Here is a 19,682-nt window from a genome sequence, read left to right on the forward strand (position 1 = left end):
CAAAGGACAGGCGAGCCTTAATCAGGCTAGTCTGTCCTCTGTTTATATTATTATCTCATACTAATTATTTCTTCTTACCCTTAACAGGTCTGTAAAGTGAGTAAGTTGTAACACGATATGCACGACTTCTCTGGTCATAGTATGTTATAAGAATATTTGTCTTAGCATACTGATCATATGAAGATCTTGTAGTTGTTGATGCTTCAGTAGTAGTAGTTACAGGTGTGCTGTCACAGCCGCATCCGCCTCCGCTTGTGTATGTTGAAGTGGAAGCTGTTGTAACCGAATCAGCATTGTAAGCGTACTGTCCGAGCTTAATTGTCTTACCGGATTTAACAGTCTGATACTTCATTCCTACTTCGCTCTCATAGCTGCCATAAACCTTATCAAGATAATCTCCGTCCTTGTTGCGGTCATGGTGTGTGAAGTATCCCTTACCGCTTCTGGTCTTGGAAGAATACTCGCTCTGACTGTTGTGGTAGGTATTAGTATATACATCATAAGAATAACCGCCGATCTTTGTGGGCTTTGTATATGTTCCTACCTGGATCTTAACAATCTTATATCCCTTATTGGGCTTAACTATCAGCTTACCCTTAGCCTTAGTTGTCACATTAAGATCATATGCACTTGTTCTCTTGCCATAGTTGATATAATCACTGTTACCATACTTCTTCTGAATCAGTGACTTTCCGCCAAATGAAAGTGTCTTAAACACGTCATTATCAGATCTTACAATAACCTTAACAGATACTCTTGCTGTCTGCTGTCCATCCTTGTTGTAAATACTGAAGGAAACCTTGGATGTTCCGGCCTTCTTGGGATTTAAAAGGATACCGATTGATGCACTTGATGCATTTGAATTCTTGTATTCAGCAGACTCCTTATCATAAGAATAGCCACTTGCACTCTTCGGAATGTAAACCTTTTCTCCTGTTGATTTGCGATAGTAATATCCGGTATTGTCTGAATAAATCTGCGGATGAGAGCTGGTAATAGTTACTGATTTGTGCTTCTTATCAAGAGCTGCTGTAACAACCTTCTTCTTTGAAGATTTTACTTTCTTAATTGCGGTATCACCATTCATCAGCTCCACATTAAGAATTGTAGGCTCTCCTGCAACAACATAAACTTCCTTTGTAAGAGTTTTCTCCTCTGTATACTGAGAATTAGGTGATACATCAGCCTTTGAAAGTCCTACAGCACCTGTGATCTCATTCTTATAAGTTTTCTGGATAATGTAGTAAGTATAGTTCTTTCCATCTGTAGAAGATGAATCACGGCTATAGCCCTGAAGATTCTTATACTTGTCCCATTCAACCGTGAACGCATTTCTATCAGTTGTAGAATAGATAACTGTGTTGTTCTCGGTGATCAGAGCATCGTCAAATGTCTGATTTGTCTTGGTAGTAGACAATTCGATATCCACTGTTGGATATCCTGCAGCATTTGCGCTTATGGGCGCAAGCGTAGTTAATGACAGCGCTATTGCCAAGGCAGCAGCGCCAAGTTTTGAGAATTTCCCCATTTTGTTCCCTCCGTTTTGTAAATAATTACACGGTATCTCGTGACCGCATTTACTCATTTTACCATTCATTACTTATTTGTCAAATCAGCATTCATGCGGCTTGTGAGCATTTTTGATACGCTTATATTCTAAGGAGAGAATACATTATTTTTTAATATTATTATTCATTTTATCGTGTCACTCACAAACACTTATATTTATTCAAATCACTCCATGATATCCTCGGGCCTGCACCCCAAAACTTTTGATAGTGCAACAACCCTTTCCACTGATGCCTTATTTATATCCTTGTCATGAATCTCATATTGCTGAAGTGTCCTTAAATTAACACCTGATGCCTCAGACAGCGCACGCTGCGACATTCCCAATCTCTTTCTATATTCTTGTATTCTTGTTATTGCATCGGTTTTTCCATTTCTTATCCCCTCTATCATCAAAACCACTTTATCTTCAGAAGCAGTATGTCCCGTCTTATATAATCTACAAAGCTTCTCATAATTCAAAAATCCGAAAATATTGGCAAATGATAATCCTGTTTTCCACTGATAATATGCCAATATATATCCGCACCAGTAAGACTCACCTGTATCATATCTCACAAGCGGAGCAGGCCAGTCATTACGTCTTACACCGCAAACCTCCATAACACGTTCATGAAGCTCCGTACCTGACATCCCGCTGACAACCATCGGATCACCTTTTTCGAACCTTTCGGCATAACCGCTTATTATCATCATTTTGAAAAATTCATCAGGATCAATCTCCGGAGTAGCCTCTACCAGATACTCTACCAATTCTCCCATATTTCTCATGGCATCATATAAATATGATTCAGAGTATGCGCAGTTGCTCATCCTTTATCCCCTCTTTCATAATTTCACTTAGATAGATTCCCGTCTTTTGCTCTTCCTCCAGCATTAACTGATACGCCTCTCTTGTAGTAGCATCCCTTTTAGTTCTAAGGGGCGAATATACTTTTCCGTCAACAACTTCTGCCCCATTGAATTCTATTCTCTCAAATGCCTTCTTACTGACAAGAACCACCTGTTCACCAAGGTCACCATATTTCATAGCATGTGCAAGCTGTTCCAATGTAATAGTATTACTAATAAATGCTCTGGAAAAAGAAAAGTATGAATCATCAGCACGGTATCCAACTAATATGTCAGCCTTTTTCAAATCAGGAAAATACTGCTCAATAATATATTCTGCTCCTCTTTTTTCTATCGGACTGGAATATCTGATTCTACGATTGCTTAATAATATTGCAAGCCAATTTAATATGTTATATTCCGGACTTCTAAGATTAATTATTCTAAGACCATCTTCCAATATCTCATATTTATTAAGAAAGCCGCCTTTTTCCGTATTAGATGCCCACTCCCGTGCTAGCTCCACATCTTCGGTACAATAAAATCCCTTTCCATAATCATTGTCAGTTCTCCCATATCCATAAATCGGTTCCCCAACAATCATTTCTGAACCGTGGTATATAGTTCTTCCCATAAGCCACATTACTCCTGCTTAATTATTTCCATCACCTAAACAATTTAATATACTTCCATAGAAGTATCTATCTAAAATATACTTCTATGGAAGTATATTTTCAATGCCAATCACGATCCTTTTCCCTTTTCTTTTGCCACGAAAAAACAGAAAAATGCATAAAGCCAAAAAAGCCCCGGAGATTTCTCTCCGGGGCCAAAGTAAAGATTCAATTATTTCTTAACAACACGATAAATTGTTCTGCCAACAGTACCATAGGTCTTTCCAAGTGTATCATAATATGTAATCTTGATGTGAGTAGGTGCATAAAGATTATATCCATTATTTGTAGTTTTTTCTTTCACAGCCTGTTTTGCCTCATTCTCATAATAATATCCTGTTCCGTCACTGTTTGCTCTTGCAGTTTTTTCAACAGTATGAGACTGATCATAACCAACTGTACTCAGTGTAATCTTCTTTCCTGATTTAACAGTAGAATATTTAAAGTCCACATCTGATTCATCGATTCCACCGATTGTATCATCAGTATCTCCATCACCATTTAAGTCAACTTTATGACCTTCAACAGTAGTTCCGGAAGCATTATAGGAATATCCATAATTATAGCCTTCTTTAGCTGCTTTTTCAGAAGTTAATGGCTCTGTGAAAAGCTTACCAACCTCTATCTTAACGATTTTGTATGTCTTGTTAGCCTTAACTACAAGCTTTCCACTCTTTGCTGTTGAAACATCATAAAGTGTATCGCCTGGTTTCTTGCCATACCAGAAGTTCTTTGAACTACTGTAATCGTGAAGAAGAGACTTTCCACCGAATGTAAATGTCTTTAAAACATCAGTATCAGCCATGGAATAAACTGTTACCTTAACTGATCCGGTCTGTGCTCCCTGAGCGTTTACAATATTGAAGGAAAGTGTGGACTTACCACTCTTCTTTGCCTCAAGCTTGATATATACATTAGCTCTGGAATTTGTTTTTGTAAGATAATTTACATCTTTAGAATAATCTTCACCAAGAATAACCTTATCACCAGTAGATGTATAATAGTAATTCGTTGTCTTTCCGTCAACAGTCTCAGTTTGTACATCGATATTATCATTACTTTCGACTACTCTATCCTTCTTTGTAAAACGAGTAGCTGTAACAATCTTCTTCTTTGAAGACTTAACAGCTGTAATATTTGTATCGCCATTTTTAAGTGGAACTTCTAAGTAAGTTGTTTCACCGGTTTTAATTCTTATACCGGATACAAACTTCTGCTGAGCAGCATTATCATTTGTATACACATCAGTTGATGATTTAACGCTTGTTTTTCCTGTTACGGGATTTACATATGTTGTCTGCTTTACGGTAATCTTATAAGACTGTGTAGCATCTCCATATACGCTGGTTTGTTCTTGACTAATATGGATGCCATCCTTGTAATAATAAGATGTGTAGTTTGTTCCATTCCATAAATATATCTTACGGATAAAATCGCCAGTTTGAGTCGCACTAAGCCATCCACCAGGTATTCCTGCATTAACCACCTGTAATTCCGCATTATCACTTGCTTCTCCAATACTACTACCTGTACCTGTATATTCTCCAAGTACTTTAACATCTTCATTTACATACAGCGTATCACTTCCAACTTTACCTAATTCCTCAGTTGTACTAGCCTTACTTGACTTTGTTGACTTAGCAGCCATAGCTGTTGTAGGGGTTAAAAATGTTACAGACAGTGCAAGGGCAAGAGCTGTTGCACCAATTCTAGAGAATTTCCTCATAAAAAATTACCTCCGCTCATAAAAGATAACGGTATAACGTACCGTATTTTCGTGACAAGTTTAATTCTAACATCACCAAAATAAATGTCAACCCTAGTAATTTTGCGGTTTTCAGGAATTTAATAGAATTTATACAAAATTAATATTTTCGATATTTCGCAACTACACACCAGAACACAATTTGTTCACATTTTGCTTGCAATCATAAACCAAAAGGCATATACAAAGTTTTCTGATATTAAGATTTTCTAAACATATATGCATCATAAAATGACTCGACACCAATAAAATTATGTGATAAATAAAAGGAAATCATAAGGAGATTTATTATGTGCGGACGATATCATATAGATCCCGAACTTGCATTAGAAGTTCAGGAAATCATAAGCGATAATATCAAAAAGCTCAGGTTCGAGGAAAAGGATATTTTCCCAGGATCCAAAGGACTAATCCTTATACCCGAGAAATCGGAAATTATTCCGAGGCAGATTACTTGGGGATTTCCCGGAAAAGAGAAGAAAAATCTCATTATCAATGCCCGCTCGGAATCAGCCCATCAGCGTCCTATGTTTTCGGACAGTCTCTCCCATAGAAGATGCCTGATACCGGCAAGATGCTTCTATGAATGGGATAGCCATAAAGATAAAGTCACATTCTCTCGAAAAGATAGTTCGGCCATTTTTCTTGCGGGTATATTCAATCGCTTCGACAACGAAGACCGTTTTACTATTCTCACAACTGCAGCTAACGCTTCTGTGTCAGGCTTCCATGACAGGATGCCTGTCGTAATTGAGAAACCTGAGATAAATGACTGGTTGTTTTCAAACGAAAAAACACCGGAACTCCTTAAGCGGGAGATGCCGATGTTTTCTTCCAAAAAAGATTTTGAACAAATGACGCTGGACCTGTAAATCAGGCTAGCGTCTGTCTTTGCATATACCAACTTCATTGTACTGCCAGATGTATGGAAACAATAGCTAAAATAACTTCTTAAATCTTAGTTGTCCACTTGGTGCAGTCAATTACATTGTCTGTAAGGTCTGCATAAAAATCAGGCTCATGGCAGACCATAATTACCGTTCCCTTATATTCCTTGAGCGCTCTGTGAAGCTCTTCCTTAGCATCAACGTCCAAATGGTTTGTAGGCTCATCGAGAACAAGGATATTTGACTCCCTGTTCATAAGCTTACAAAGTCTGACCTTTGCCTGCTCTCCTCCGGAAAGAACCTTGCATTTACTCTCTATATGCTTGGTTGTCAGTCCGCATTTTGCAAGAGCAGAGCGCACTTCATATTGCGAGAAGGACGGGAACTCATTCCATATCTCCTCAAGACATGTTGTCTCTATGTCAGGTGACATCTCCTGTTCGAAGTAGCCTATTTCCACATGTTCACCGCGCTGAACCCATCCGGATAAAGAAGGAATTATGCCAAGAAGACTCTTTAAAAGAGTTGTCTTTCCTATTCCGTTTGCTCCGGTCAGCACATAAAAATTGTTTCTCTCAATCATCAGATTAAGAGGACTGGACAAGGGCTCATCATAACCGATGACAAGATCCTTGGTCTCAAAGAGAACTTTGCCGGGAGTCCTTGCGGTCTTGAAATAAAACTCCGGCTTCGGCTTTTCCTGTATCTTCTCAATTAACTCCATATTATCAAGCTTCTTCTGCCTTGCCATCGCCATGTTTCTTGTGGCTACTCTGGCTTTATTTCTTGCAACGAAGTCCTTAAGGTCTGCTATCTCCTGCTGCTGCCTGTTGTATGCGGCCTCTCTTTGAGCTTTTTTCATCTCATAAACTTCCATGAACTTGTCATAGTCACCCACATATCTGTCGAGACTGTGAGTTGTTCCGTCCATGTGATAAATGATATTTACCACACTGTTAAGGAACGGGACATCATGCGAAATAAGAATAAAGGCGTTCTCATATTCCTGAAGATATCTTGTGAGCCATACGATATGCTCTGCATCAAGATAGTTTGTAGGCTCATCCAAAAGAAGAATGTCCGGCTTTTCAAGAAGGAGCTTTGCCAAAAGGATCTTGGTTCTCTGTCCTCCTGAAAGCTCAGTAACATCGCGGTCCAGTCCCAGCTCCAGAAATCCCAGCGCTCTTGAAACCTCGTCTATTTTAGAATCAATAAGATAAAAATCGTGATTTGTAAGAAGATCCTGGATAGTTCCAAGCTCTTCCATATATTCCTCCAGCTGCTTCTCATCAGCCTCAGCCATGGCATCGCAGATCTCATTCATTCTGCGCTCCATTTCGAAAAGCGGCTCATAGGCTGAAGCCAGAACATCCCTTATTGTCATGCCTTCTTTAAGAACGGCATGCTGATCAAGATATCCTGCCTTAACATTTTTCGCCCACTCGATATTTCCTGCATCAGGCATCAGCTTACCCGTTATAATATTCATAAAAGTCGACTTACCTTCACCATTAGCTCCGACAAGTCCGATATGTTCTCCCTTAAGAAGTCTGAATGACACATCATCAAAGATAGCTCTGTCACCAAATCCATGTGTCAGATGTTCAACATTTAAAATACTCAAATTACTGATCCTTCCTATTTATCGAAAATTCACCGTCAATAGCTGTAAGTGATATATTACCACCATCTTTCAATTTTCCAAAGAGAATCTCATCCACAAACAGCGGCTTAACATCATTTCTTATGACGCGGTCAACCTCTCTCGCACCAAACTCCTGGCTGATGCCGCGCTTCTTTATGAGATTCCTTGCTGCCTTATCCGCTTCAAAGGATATCTTTTTAGCCTCAAGCTGCTCCGATAACTCAGCGAGTTTTTTATCCACAACAAGCTCAGCCATATGTTCATCCATGCTATTGAAAACGACAACCTTACTAAGCCTGTTTCTGAATTCAGGCTGAAAAACTCTCTTAACCTCTTCCATAAGAACACTGTTGTCGTGACCCTCGCTGACAAATCCAATTCCGCTCTTACCAAGTCTGTTGGCGCCGGCATTGGATGTCATTATCACAACCACATTCCTAAAGTCCGCTTTTCTTCCCTGGTTATCCGTAAGTGTAGCGTAATCCATAACCTGAAGCAGAACATTGTAAATGTCGGGATGAGCCTTTTCAATCTCATCAAGAAGAAGTACTGATGACGGATTCTTCCTGATGGCTTCCGTCAGTATACCGCCTTCCTCGTAACCGACATAGCCCGCAGGAGAGCCGATAAGCTTTGCCACCGCATGCTTTTCACCATACTCACTCATATCGAATCTTACAAGCTTTACTCCCAGCTCAGCAGCCAGCCTTTTAGCAATCTCTGTTTTTCCGACACCGGTAGGTCCTACGAAAAGAAGGCTTGCCAGAGGCTTATTCTCTTCAGTAAGCCCTGCTTTTGAGAACTTCACGGCATTTACCACTTCTTTTACTGCCTCATCCTGTCCGTATACCTTACCTTTAAGTCTGTCCTCCAAGGTTGCAAGTCCGGTTATATCATCGGTTTCCACCGTCTCAATGGGCACACGACATATCTTGGTAAGTATCTCGTTTATGACTTCCTTATCTACCTTTTGGATTTTCTTATCTGTAGGATGAAGCTTTCTAAAGGATCCGGCCTCATCAATTATGTCTATCGCTTTATCCGGAAGGAACCTTTCATTGATATACTTGGCACTCATTTTAACGGCATAGGAAAGCACATCGTCCTTATATTTAACGCCGTGGTACTGCTCATATTTTTCCTTTAATCCCTCGAGGATTCTGATGCTCTCTTCCTCAGTTGGCTCCTTTATTTCCACATTCTGAAAACGTCTTACAAGGCTCTTATTCTTTTCAAAATACTTCTTGTATTCCTCATAAGTCGTAGCTCCGATAAATCTGATATGACCATCTGCAAGATAGGGCTTTAGCATATTTGAGGCATCAAAAGAACCCTCTCCTACAGCTCCTGCTCCGGAAAGATTATGAATTTCATCAATATATATAATAGGCTTTTCTTCTTTTCCTATCTCAGTCAGAACCTTCTTGAAACGCTTTTCAAAATCGCCTCTGTACTGCGTTCCGGCCAGCATTCCTCCAAGATCAAGTGAAAACACCTTCGCACCCTTTATGGCATCGGGAACCTCTCCTTTTCTAAGAAGCTCCACCAATCCATAGGTAATAGCTGTCTTACCGACACCGGGCTCTCCGATATGAAGCGGATTATTCTTATCCTTCCTGCACAGAATCTGGATAGTTCTCTCAAGCTCTTCCTTCCTGCCAATCAGAGGATTTACATCCTCGAGGGTCTCATTAAGACACGGTGCAAAAATCTTGAGATTGCCGGTATCCTCCTTATTAACAGGCTTACCACCTGTTGTAGCACTTCCTCCGCCTATCTTGCGCTCATCCTCAATGTATGAAAGCTCCTGAAGAAGTTCAGCCTCAGTAATTCCATCCTGTTCCATAAAATAGACAGCATAGCTGTTGTCCAGATTCCATAATGAATGTATCAGGTGCCTTACATGGATTTCCGAACAGCCGCTGGAATAAGCACTTTGTCCCGCGAAGGTCATCAGCTGCTGCGTAGCAAGTGAAAATTCCGGCTCTCTTTCCTTTGTCTTTTCAATATATTTTTTAATGTACTTCATCAGCTTTTTACTTAATGTCAGAATATCTCCGCCACATACGTCGTATGCTTCTGCAAAGGCAGGATCATCCAATATCATCAGCAGAATCATCTCAGGTGTAACATACTCGTAGTGCTTTTTATTCGCCAGTTCAATTGCCTTTTGAAGTACCAGCATGGCTTCTTTTGAAAGATTCATCTCATGCCTCCTCCACACTCATTCTAAAAGGAAACCCTTCCTGCTTTGCTCTCATAAGAGCAGCGTTGACCCTGGTCGCTGCTATGTCGTAGGGATATTTCCCGACAACAGCCTGTCCCTTCTTATGAACGTTCATCATGATAGACTGCGCAGTCACTTCATCCTTATGAAAAATATCCATCAAAATTTCTACCACGAACTCCATGGTGGTGAAATCATCGTTGTACATGATCACATTGAACTGCCTGGGTTCCTTAACCCTGTTCTTAGTCTTCTCTTTTGCCTGGCCCTTTGTTGCCATATTTATCTCCTTTATTATTCTTTGCCTTCCCCTGGAGCAAACACTCTACATTCCCCCGAAAGCACCACCTGCCTTCCCCCGGAGCAAAACACTCTACATTCCCCCGGAAGCATCCCCTGCCTTCCCCCTTCTAGGGGGAAGGTGGCACGAAGTGCCGGATGAGGGTCTCTTACTATAAATCTTCCCTAAACTGCTCCCACGCATCCTCATGGGTCACAAAATATCTTGGGCACTCCTTCCCCGTTACATCATAATGCCTTATGACATGATCTTTTTTCAGATTAAATTCCTTCATAAGCCATCTTGTAAGCTGTAACAACGATTCATAGGATGCGTCCGTAAACTTACCTGTATCATCCGGATGGCAGACCTCAATCGAAATCGTATCGTGATTCCTATGATTGCTTGCGGCAGATCTCTCATTAAGAGGAACACATTGAATAATCTCGCCTTCCATCCCAATTACGAAATGCGAGCAAACATTAGACTCCTCCTGATTATAAAAATCCCTGTTCTGCTGAGCTGTCGTTCCCGGATTGCCGACATAATGAATTACAATATCATGAACTCCATCAAGTAATAACCCTGTTCTGGAGGGATTGCCTACATCTATATACTGAACATCAATCCACTCAGGTATCTCCAGGGTTTCTGCCTTCTCCACGTAGTCTATAGGTTTGTTTACATGATAAACAATAATCCCAAGAATTATTACAACCAATATTTCTATCAAAAAAATAAATATTGGGGATTTACCTTTTTTCCTTATCTTCCTCTTTTTTCGCACAAGTTCTCCCCTTAACTTTTTTCGTTTCACTCCTAATTTCTATTACGTTCTAGAATTACTTTAGTAAATATCAGTATAACATTAACACAAAAGAATGACGCCTTTTTGAACAAAAAGAACCCGTGAAAGTCTGATACCAGATCAAACTTTCCCGGGTTCTACTTTATTTCATATTATCCGATTATTTTGAAATCTTCTGTGACTTACCGTTTATTCCCCTAGCCTTAAGAATCTTCTTATAATCCCTGAAGTTCTTCTTGGGAACCTTTACCTTTGCCTTGGGATTAATGTTCTTAAACGCATTCTTTCCAACAGATTTCTTTGTAAGAGATGTTGTCTTAATAATAACTGTCTTAAGATTCTTACATCCTGAAAATGCATTTCTTCCAATTGTCTCAATATTTGCGCTTATTGTAACCTTCTTAAGCTTCTTGTTGCCCTTGAAGGCATCTTCAACAATTGATGTAACCTTGAACTCTTTGTTATTCTCAGTGATTGTTGCCGGAATAACAAGATTTGCTCTGTCTTCCACTAACCAACCATCGAATGCTACTTCGTCATCACTTGTTACGATGTAGCTGAAGTCACCCTGCTGGAATTCTGTGCCTACTTCAATATCGTCGTTATTTTCAACCTTAGCAGGTTTGTTTGTCTCAGTATCTGCATTTGTGTCTGTGTTTGTATTTGTACCTGTGTTTGCATCTGTATTGGTATCTGTATTTGTATCTGCGCCAGTTTCCGGATTAGTATTCGGATTGTCTGAAGGCTCAGAACTTACAGGTCTTACAACAGTCACCTGGCAAACTGCCTTAACATCAGGATTTGAAATAGATGTTGCTGTGATCTCTGCTGTTCCTGCAGCTATAGCAGTAACCTCACCATTGGTATTAACAGTTGCTACAGATTCATTGCTGCTTGCCCATCTGACACTCTTATTAGTTGCATCTTCAGGTTCTATTGTAGCTGTAATTGTTACCTTCTCACCTTCTGTGAGTTCAGCTGTTTCTTTGTCAAACTCAATTGTTGCTACATCAATACTGGGTTCAGGAACAAAAATGTTTCCTGCACTTGCATTTGCCGGGTTGTCCATTGTATCCCAGGCATAAACGTTACTTGTATAATTTCCGCGCTCGTTATTATGATCTGCAATATCGATATGCGCAACGTAGCGGCCTTCATTTAATTCAGCATCATGCCAAACCATATCATCCTGGCCGTTATAAGCTGTCCATGTAGGGAACTGTACTTTCTTAACACTTGTATTATCAGTTACCTTACATGAAATGTCGTAACCATATGCGTTTACATTTTCCACTCTGATATCAGTGATAGAAGGAGACTGTGTGTCCTTCTCAGGAACCTCTACAGAAGTTTCTCCAAATCCGTGTGATCCGTTTGAAGCCCATGCATAAACGTGAGTGTAGTATAATCCGTTTTCGTTATTATGATCACCGATAGATACGTGATAAACCCAACGGCCATTCTCTTTATGGCCCTCAAACCACTTAAGATCATCCTGGCCATTATTAGCTGTCCAAGTAGGGAATTCAACCTTAGTAAGATCTGTATCGTCAGTTACAACACATGAAACATCATATCCATCCCACTGAATATTTTCCACTCTCACATCTGAAACGACAGGAGTTACAATAGGTCTTGTAACATCTCTATCAATCTCAACATTCTTGGGAATTGCCCATCCCATGTAGCTATAGCCCCAGCTATTCCATAAAGAAATAGCCTCGTTTTTAATCTGACCTTTTCCATGAATACTTGAAACAATATTATTGCCTACATGAATACCAGCATGTCCGTAGTGCTGATGACAGCTGCGACATGTTCCCTGACTGGCAGGGCCTGAGAAAAATACAACTGCTCCAATCGGAATATTGGAATCTGTTGAGAGATTCATCTTTGTAGCTGCATAATGAGCACAACAGCTGGATGTACCAACTGATGCATTGGATGCACCCATGTTTTTGAACTGCGTAAATGCCCACTTGAGACATAATCCACCGTATGAGGATTCTGTTCTTCCATTTTTAGCATTAAGATAATCGCGAATTGTTGATTCCTTCAGTACAGTTGCTGCTCGCGCCGTAATCGGTACAGCTAAACTACCAAAGGCAAAGATAAATGCACATAAGAAAGCCAGTGCTCTTTTGCCAAAATAATTGACACTTTTCTTCATAAATAAATAAAACCTCCCTAAAACTACTTCCTTTCGCCAATATTTGATACAGATGAAGTCCAAATATCGGCAAAGAAGATTATATCCTTAAATCCTTTTTTGATGTTTACAATTTATGCAGAAAAGATTTCATATTTCGTACTTGACAAAAAAATCCCGGCAATCCAAAAATCGGACTGCCGGGGTTATTTTATTCTTTATTCAGTTTTATCAGAATTATATCGGTTCTGAATAATTACTGAGCTGCCTTTCTAGCGTCAAGCATAGGCTGATACTTCTCTGTATCGAATGCTACAAGATCCTCGAATCCGAGACCCTCGAGCTGAGCTACCATCTCATCCCACTGAGCATCGAAATCTGCGTCATCCTTAGCGAATACCATTCTCCAGGAAGAATCCTTGATCATATCGCCGCACTGCTTACGGATAAGGCTGATATCTGTATCATCGATTGCAAGAGCCATGTTGATTGAAGGAACAACTGTCATCATGCCATTGTTCTTGAGATACTCAACGTCGTCAGCTGCGCCAAACTTCTCAGACCACTCCTTGGTTGTCTTTGTCTGGTTCATCTCGATTGTTGTTGACCACATATCAGAAGCATAAGGCTCGCCTGTCTCAGGGTTAACATCGCAAGAAGCTACGATCCACTGGTTGATCTGGTTGTTACCATCGTTCCAGTTACCGCCGCCGAGTTCATCGGGAACGATTACTTCTGCTGAGAATCTGTTAAGACCATCTTCTGTAAGTGTGTACTTGCCATCTTCGATTGTGTATGTAAGCCCTTCTGTACCAGCGTGCTGGATCTGAACACCCTCAGGTGAAGCATACCAGTCAAGGAACTCCATAAGTCTGTCAAAGTTCTCGTCAGAAACCTGAGAACCTACGCAAAGAACACGGCCATCACCATAGTAGGTGTCAGATGCCTGGTAAAGGTTTGTATCAGCTACAGGGATCTCAACGTAGTTAGTTCCCTCTTCACCTCTTGCAGGGCTGTTCCAGAAACCATACTGCCAGCTGTACCAGTAGAGGTAAACTCTCTTATCCTGCATCTTGGAAACGATTGCGTTCCAGTCCTGAGTTGCAGAATCGGGATCAACAAGACCCATCTGGTTTGCCTGATAGAAGAACTTAAGCATCTTGTAGTAAGCGCCATCCTTATCTGTGATAGGAGCGATGGAGTTATCTGTTCCGATAAGTACGGAGCCGTTAACTTCCTGGCCATACCACTTTGTAAGCTGAGCTACGTTCTCCATGTACTGTGAATCCCAATCCTTCCAAAGGCTGATTGCGTATGCAGGATCGCCATTGTCGTTTGTAGGATGAGCATCCTGGATCTGCTTTAAGCAAGCAAGAAGATCATCAAGGTTCTTAAGCTCGGGAGCACCAACTTCGTTGTACATATCCCATCCCATACGAGGATATGAATAAACATGAAGCTGCTTGTAGTCTGTAGGACCATTGTTGTTCATTTCAAGCGGGATACAATAAATCTTGGATCCGTCACCAACCTGTGAGTTGAAGTCTTTAATCTGCTTCTCATATCTCATAAGGTTAGGATATTTTGTAATTGCGTCTGTAAGATCATGGATAAGACCTGACTCTACACACTCTGATGCATCAGCGTTGTCAAGGATGATAAGATCACCAAGTGCGCCTGCTGCACATCTTGTCTGATAAAGAGCTGCGCCATCACCGGATACCTGAGGTGCGATGATGTTAAGGTTCATGTTGAACTTGTCCTGTACGATCTTGCCGTACCATCCGGGCTGGTCACCCTGATAGTTAGCTGCTACATCATAGAACTCTACGTTGTAAAGCTCGCTATGATCTGCTTCAGGAGCTGCCTCAGCTGTGTCAGATGCCTCTGTGGTCTCCCCTGCGTCTGTACTCTCAGTTGTTGTCTCTGTAGTTGTCTCTGTAGTTGTCTCGGTTGAATCAGCCTTTGTGTCAGTACTTGCAGCAGTATCTGCGCCTGTACTTCCGCCGCCACAACCAGCGATCATGCTTACTGTCATTACAGTAGCAAGTGCCAGAGATGAAAGTTTTTTCAGTTTCATTTTTCATTCCTCCTTTTTCATATAGAAACGTTTCTATCTAAACCCCGGAGGGGTAAAGATTCAAGAATAATCCATTTTTCATAAGGAAGTTCCGCTCTCGCTTCGCTCGCCGGAACACGTTCACACTAGGCTCGGAAAGACCTCGCCAAGTGTTCTCAGCCTTTTACCGCTCCAATCATGATTCCCTTTACGAAGTACTTCTGGAAAATCGGGTAAACAAGCATGATAGGAAGTACGACGATAACTGTGATTGTCATACGTACACTGGTGGTTGTCTGAGCTGTTGCTGCAGCAGCTGCAAGTGATGCTGTACTACTTGTACTCTGTGCCAGGGAAGCCAGTGAGCTTGCCTGATTCAGATACTGATAAAGCACGAACTGCAGAGGATACAGCTTGGTATCTGTCATGAGGAGCAGTGTATCCTGAAATGCGTTCCACTGTCCTACTGCAGAGAAAATTGCAACCGTTGCCATGATCGGCTTGATAACCGGTATGATAACTCTGAAAAATACAGTAAGTACTCCCGCTCCATCCATCTCAGCCGCTTCCTGAAGTTCCTTCGGAACTGATTCAACGAAGGTCTTGGTCAGGATGAGGTTGAAGGGTGATACGATTGCCGGAAGTATGTATCCCCAGAAATTATTTGTAAGGTGCATTGTCTTCATTACCAGGAACCACGGGATGATACCTGCATTGAAATACATTGTTGCAACTACAAGTCTGTACCAGAACTTTCTGCACCACATCTTTTCCTGTGTAAACATGAATCCAAGAAATGCAGATGCAAAAACCGTAAGTGCTGTTCCGATGACAGTTCTCATAAGTGAGATCTTGAACGCCTGCGGAAGTCCGTCAATTCTGAAAGCTGATATGTAGTTGTGGAAGTGCAATTCCTGAGGCCAGAAAAGAACATCACCTCTTGCACTTATGTCGTTAGCACTGATCGTATTGATCAGAATGTAGTAAAAAGGATACAGGCACAGGAACGCAGCGATTGCAAAGATGATGTAGCATACAATCTCCAAGGTAAGGTCCCCGGCACTCATTTTCATTTTTGATTTATTATTTGCTGCCATGATCGTTCTCCTCCAATTACAGAATACTCTCGCCGCGAATTATCTTAGATGCCTTGTTAACTATGAAAAGAAGAACAAGACTGACAAGACTCTTCAGCATACTGATTGCAACTGATACGGAGTAACCACCGTTACCCATGGCAAGGTTAAATACATAAAGGTCAAGAACCTGAATATATTCTTTATTAAATGCGTTCTGGAATACGTAGTACTGCTCCATTCCGTTATTAAGGAAGTTAGCAACATTAAGTACCAGAAGGACGAAATATGTAGGCAACAGGCTGGGGATTGTTATGTGCCATATGATCTGCATTCTTGTAGCACCGTCAACTCTTGCTGCCTGAATCATCTCATCGTCAATACTCGAGATAGCCGCTATGTACATGATGGCTGCCCATCCAAGGTTTTTCCATGTGAGCCATAACCACTGTGTAAACCATACATGTGAAGATGACTGAAGGAAAAGAATCGGCTGTGATATTAAGCCAAGCTTCATAAGTAAAGAGTTCATCATACCTGTACTGTTAAACAGTGAGAAGGCAATTGAATAAACCATTACCCAGCTGACGAAGTTAGGAAGCGTTGTAACTGTCTGTACAAACTTTCTGAACTTAACGCCTCTGATCTCATTGAGAAATACTGCAAAAAGCATCGGTAACCAGCTGGTACCGAGAGTCAATCCACTCATTGCAAATGTATTCTTCAAAACCTGAAGAATCTGTTTCATTTTTACCTTGCTACTAACCAGTGATGCAAACCATTTGCCCCCGACAAATGCACTGTTTGCCAACGTTCTCGGTGGTTTGTAATCATAGAACGCGTAGAGCCATCCGTATAGCGGATAGTAGCAGAACAGTAAAACCAGAATAATAAACGGAAGTACCAGCAGAAAAAGCTTGAATGAGTATAGTTTCTTCTTAGACAAATTTTTACCTCCCCATCTCGCTCCTCCCCTCAAAGTGCGAGTTAATTCATACTATACCTAAATAGTAGTCAGCCAAAGCAATAAACGCTAATCAATTTTTGTCATTTTGTATATTATTCTTGCTATTTTTGAATATTTTTGTGCAATTTATTGACATCTTTGTTCCGCGGTCGTACGCTGAAAACAAATTTTTGAACAAGTTACCCAAAAATCAGGAGGTTTTATAATGATCTATTACGTTGATGCAAATAGCTTCCGCGATGGAAACGGAAGCAAGGAAACACCATTTAAAAGCATAAATGATGCAGCAAAAATTGCCAAACCAGGCGATGAGGTAATTGTTAAACCCGGTATCTATAGAGAGCACGTAATACCCGTAAATGCAGGAACAGAGGACGCTCGCATTACTTATCGCTCAGAAGAGCCTCTTGGAGCTGTCATAACAGGAGCAGAGCTCATAACCGGTTGGAAAAAAATCAAAGGAAACGTTTGGAGTGCAAGAATTAAAAACACAATTTTTGGAGACTTCAATCCTTATAAAGAAAGGGTTTATGGCGATTGGTACTTTTCACCAAAAATCCGTCACACTGGTTCTGTCTTCATAAATGACCTGATGATGTACGAGACAGACTCCCTTAAGGAGTGCGAGAAAGGTGAGCCGGATCCCTTCGCATGGCATCCGGAAGAAGCAAAATATCTGTGGTACACAGAGCAGGACGGTGACGAAACTGTCATCTATGCCAATTTCCATGGACTTGATCCGAATAAAGAAAAGACAGAGATCAGCGTAAGACGCAACTGCTTTATGCCCGACAAGAACGGTGTTGATTACATCACAGTAAGTGGTTTTGATTTAAACAAGGCTGCCACAACTTGGGCTCCCCCCGCAGCTTATCAGGACGGAATGATAGGCCCTCACTGGAGTAAGGGCTGGATCATCGAGGACTGCGAAATCTGGAACAGCAGATGCTGTGGTATCTCTCTTGGAAAATACTTAGATCCCGAGAATGATATGTACTTCACCAAGAACCACGTAAAGAGCCCCACTCAGATGGAACGTGATGCCGTTTGCCGCGGTCAATATCACGGCTGGCTCAAGGAAAAGATTGGACATCACATCGTAAGACGTTGCCATATCCACCACTGCGAGCAGACCGGTATTGTTGGACGTATGGGCGGAGTATTCTCAACAATTGAGGACTGCCACATTCATCATATCTGCAACTCTCAGCAGCTCGGCGGCGCTGAGACAGCAGGCATAAAGCTCCACGCAGCAATCGATGTGACCATCAGACGAAATCACATCCACAACTGCATCATGGGCGTATGGCTCGACTGGCAGGCACAGGGTGCAAGAGTCACACAGAACTTCATGCATGACAACTGTCGTCCCGAAGGCCTTGCTCAGGCTCCCGGTGCAATGTTCAACTGTGACGTATTTATCGAGGTTGGACACGGCCCGACCCTTATCGACAACAACCTTCTGCTCTCACCTGTTTCAATCATAATACCCAGTGAAGGTATCGCCATTCTCCACAACCTTGTTCTTGGAAGCTTTGGCCTTATCAACTCAGGTGTAGACAGCATTGTCAACGGCCAGAGAGAGCCCAGATACACACCTTACCACATCCGTCACCGCACCGAGGTAGCAGGCTTTATGACAATTCTTCACGGTGATGACAGAATTTACAACAACGTATTCCTTCAGAAATACAAGATAACAGATAAGAAGAAAACCGCTGCCGATGCAGATTATGAGGTTGTAGGAACTGCACCTTTCGATATCTTCCCCACCTATGAAGAGTGGATAGGTCAGTTTGACTTCGAGAAAAATCCCGACATGGGTGGACTTGCCGAGGCTCACTTCGGTCACCTTCCTGTATGGGTCGGCGGCAACGCTTACTTTGGTGGTGCTACGGTTTGCAAGCATGAAAAAGATAATCTTGTAGACAAGAAATCCAAGATTGATGTAACCATCAAGGAGAAAAATGGAAGCTGGTTCGTAAAAACCAACTATTTCGATCACCTTGGAGACTTTAATTGCGATATCCTCGCAACCGAATCTCTCGGCAAGGCATTTGAACCCGAGCAGTGTTTCGAGAATCCCGATGGCAGTCCCATCACCTTTAATAAGGACTACTTCGGAGCTCACAGAGATCCCGCTGCTATTCCCGGACCCTTCGCTGCAGGAACCGGCAAAAAAGAAATCAAAGTATTCTAAAAAGGAAACGGAAGCGCGTCGCGCTTCCGTTTTGAATTAAAGCCTTCTCCCTTTCAGGGAGAAGGTGGCAGCGAAGCTGCCGGATGAGGGTCCTTACTCAATAACCCCAAGTTTCCTAGCAATATCTTCACAAACAGCCGTAAAATTTTTATTTATATCATAATTCGAATACCTCAAAACGGTAATGCCACGATCCTTTAAAAACGTATCCTGAACAATATCCTTTTCTTTACCTTCTTTTTCAAAGTGCTGAGAGCCATCCAATTCTATAGCAGTCTTTTTGCTCGGACAGTAGAAATCCAAAATATAATTTCCCACTACCTTCTGTCGCCTGATAGATATATTTAAATTTTTAAGAAAATCATACCAAAGATGACGTTCTTCTTTTGTCATTTCTTTTCTGAGTTTTTGAGAATTCTGTGTTAGTTTCTTATCCGGCATAATTATGGACCCTCATCCGTCAGCTTCGCTGACACCTTCCCCCTGGAAGGGGGAAGGCTATAGTTTTTCTACCACTCATCCTATAATATTGATGCTTTTTAAAC

General features: G+C 41.4%; 15 protein-coding genes. 2 read left to right on the plus strand and 13 right to left on the minus strand.

Features of this window, described 5'->3' with window-relative positions; translation table 11 throughout:
- Positions 1 to 64: 64 nt before the first annotated feature.
- The 4 genes from G586_RS0100150 to G586_RS0100170 all read right to left on the minus strand — a co-directional run bounded on the left by G586_RS0100150 (position 65) and on the right by G586_RS0100170 (position 4,800).
- Positions 65 to 1,528, minus strand: coding sequence for a hypothetical protein (locus G586_RS0100150; RefSeq protein WP_026526048.1), 1,464 nt, complete (start codon positions 1,526 to 1,528; stop codon positions 65 to 67).
- A 206-nt stretch (positions 1,529 to 1,734) separates the two neighbouring features.
- Positions 1,735 to 2,382: a helix-turn-helix domain-containing protein gene (locus G586_RS0100155; RefSeq protein WP_026526049.1), complete on the minus strand. Its 648-nt coding sequence runs from the start codon at positions 2,380 to 2,382 to the stop codon at positions 1,735 to 1,737.
- A complete protein-coding gene (locus G586_RS0100160; RefSeq protein ID WP_051204382.1) occupies positions 2,360 to 3,034 on the minus strand; it encodes a DUF3990 domain-containing protein in 675 nt (224 codons plus the stop codon). Before G586_RS0100160 ends, G586_RS0100155 begins: the two co-directional genes overlap by 23 nt.
- 212 nt (positions 3,035 to 3,246) lie before the next feature.
- Complete coding sequence (locus tag G586_RS0100170) at positions 3,247 to 4,800, minus strand: hypothetical protein (RefSeq protein WP_026526051.1); 1,554 nt, start codon at positions 4,798 to 4,800, stop codon at positions 3,247 to 3,249.
- A gap of 329 nt (positions 4,801 to 5,129) precedes the next feature.
- Between G586_RS0100170 and G586_RS0100175 the strand changes: the two genes are divergently transcribed.
- Positions 5,130 to 5,711 (plus strand): SOS response-associated peptidase, encoded by a 582-nt coding sequence (locus G586_RS0100175; protein WP_026526052.1) that lies wholly within the window; start codon positions 5,130 to 5,132, stop codon positions 5,709 to 5,711.
- A gap of 79 nt (positions 5,712 to 5,790) precedes the next feature.
- Here the strand turns inward: G586_RS0100175 and G586_RS0100180 are convergent, their stop codons facing one another.
- From G586_RS0100180 to G586_RS0100215, 8 genes are all read right to left on the minus strand, one after another.
- Positions 5,791 to 7,350 (minus strand): ABC-F family ATP-binding cassette domain-containing protein, encoded by a 1,560-nt coding sequence (locus G586_RS0100180; RefSeq protein WP_026526053.1) that lies wholly within the window; start codon positions 7,348 to 7,350, stop codon positions 5,791 to 5,793.
- A 1-nt stretch (position 7,351) separates the two neighbouring features.
- Positions 7,352 to 9,577, minus strand: a complete 2,226-nt coding sequence (locus G586_RS0100185) for an AAA family ATPase (RefSeq protein ID WP_026526054.1) — start codon at positions 9,575 to 9,577, stop codon at positions 7,352 to 7,354.
- Between the two features lies 1 nt (position 9,578).
- Positions 9,579 to 9,878 (minus strand): ATP-dependent Clp protease adaptor ClpS, encoded by a 300-nt coding sequence (locus G586_RS0100190; protein WP_026526055.1) that lies wholly within the window; start codon positions 9,876 to 9,878, stop codon positions 9,579 to 9,581.
- Positions 9,879 to 10,050: 172 nt separating this feature from the next.
- Positions 10,051 to 10,611: a peptidoglycan recognition protein family protein gene (locus G586_RS0100195; protein ID WP_242831942.1), complete on the minus strand. Its 561-nt coding sequence runs from the start codon at positions 10,609 to 10,611 to the stop codon at positions 10,051 to 10,053.
- Positions 10,612 to 10,846: 235 nt separating this feature from the next.
- Positions 10,847 to 12,856, minus strand: coding sequence for a GBS Bsp-like repeat-containing protein (locus tag G586_RS24385; RefSeq protein ID WP_026526057.1), 2,010 nt, complete (start codon positions 12,854 to 12,856; stop codon positions 10,847 to 10,849).
- 235 nt (positions 12,857 to 13,091) lie between these two features.
- Positions 13,092 to 14,915 carry a sugar ABC transporter substrate-binding protein gene (locus G586_RS0100205; protein WP_026526058.1) on the minus strand — a complete coding sequence of 608 codons (1,824 nt, stop codon included), beginning with the start codon at positions 14,913 to 14,915 and terminating at the stop codon, positions 13,092 to 13,094.
- Between the two features lie 155 nt (positions 14,916 to 15,070).
- Positions 15,071 to 15,991 carry a carbohydrate ABC transporter permease gene (locus tag G586_RS0100210; RefSeq protein ID WP_026526059.1) on the minus strand — a complete coding sequence of 307 codons (921 nt, stop codon included), beginning with the start codon at positions 15,989 to 15,991 and terminating at the stop codon, positions 15,071 to 15,073.
- 16 nt (positions 15,992 to 16,007) lie between these two features.
- Entirely contained in the window at positions 16,008 to 16,916 is a 909-nt protein-coding gene (locus G586_RS0100215; protein ID WP_026526060.1) for an ABC transporter permease subunit, read from the minus strand.
- A 226-nt stretch (positions 16,917 to 17,142) separates the two neighbouring features.
- On the opposite strand from G586_RS0100215, the gene G586_RS0100220 reads away from it, so the two are divergent.
- Positions 17,143 to 19,137, plus strand: coding sequence for a right-handed parallel beta-helix repeat-containing protein (locus tag G586_RS0100220; RefSeq protein ID WP_026526061.1), 1,995 nt, complete (start codon positions 17,143 to 17,145; stop codon positions 19,135 to 19,137).
- A 93-nt stretch (positions 19,138 to 19,230) separates the two neighbouring features.
- Here the strand turns inward: G586_RS0100220 and G586_RS0100225 are convergent, their stop codons facing one another.
- Entirely contained in the window at positions 19,231 to 19,578 is a 348-nt protein-coding gene (locus G586_RS0100225; RefSeq protein ID WP_026526062.1) for an endonuclease domain-containing protein, read from the minus strand.
- Between the last annotated feature and the right edge of the window lie 104 nt (positions 19,579 to 19,682).

It is taken from the genome of Butyrivibrio sp. VCD2006 (genome assembly GCF_000423925.1).
Taxonomy (GTDB): domain Bacteria; phylum Bacillota; class Clostridia; order Lachnospirales; family Lachnospiraceae; genus Butyrivibrio.

Excerpts from the sequence above, each read along its gene's own strand:
- G586_RS0100160 (WP_051204382.1), bottom strand. The coding sequence starts at position 3,034 with ATGGGAAGAACTATATACCACGGTTCAGAAATGATTGTTGGGGAACCG.
- G586_RS0100170 (WP_026526051.1), bottom strand. The coding sequence starts at position 4,800 with ATGAGGAAATTCTCTAGAATTGGTGCAACAGCTCTTGCCCTTGCACTG.
- G586_RS24385 (WP_026526057.1), bottom strand. The coding sequence starts at position 12,856 with ATGAAGAAAAGTGTCAATTATTTTGGCAAAAGAGCACTGGCTTTCTTA.
- G586_RS0100175 (WP_026526052.1), top strand. The coding sequence starts at position 5,130 with ATGTGCGGACGATATCATATAGATCCCGAACTTGCATTAGAAGTTCAG.
- G586_RS0100210 (WP_026526059.1), bottom strand. The coding sequence starts at position 15,991 with ATGGCAGCAAATAATAAATCAAAAATGAAAATGAGTGCCGGGGACCTT.
- G586_RS0100155 (WP_026526049.1), bottom strand. The coding sequence starts at position 2,382 with ATGAGCAACTGCGCATACTCTGAATCATATTTATATGATGCCATGAGA.
- G586_RS0100225 (WP_026526062.1), bottom strand. The coding sequence starts at position 19,578 with ATGCCGGATAAGAAACTAACACAGAATTCTCAAAAACTCAGAAAAGAA.
- G586_RS0100190 (WP_026526055.1), bottom strand. The coding sequence starts at position 9,878 with ATGGCAACAAAGGGCCAGGCAAAAGAGAAGACTAAGAACAGGGTTAAG.
- G586_RS0100185 (WP_026526054.1), bottom strand. The coding sequence starts at position 9,577 with ATGAATCTTTCAAAAGAAGCCATGCTGGTACTTCAAAAGGCAATTGAA.
- G586_RS0100205 (WP_026526058.1), bottom strand. The coding sequence starts at position 14,915 with ATGAAACTGAAAAAACTTTCATCTCTGGCACTTGCTACTGTAATGACA.
- G586_RS0100150 (WP_026526048.1), bottom strand. The coding sequence starts at position 1,528 with ATGGGGAAATTCTCAAAACTTGGCGCTGCTGCCTTGGCAATAGCGCTG.
- G586_RS0100220 (WP_026526061.1), top strand. The coding sequence starts at position 17,143 with ATGATCTATTACGTTGATGCAAATAGCTTCCGCGATGGAAACGGAAGC.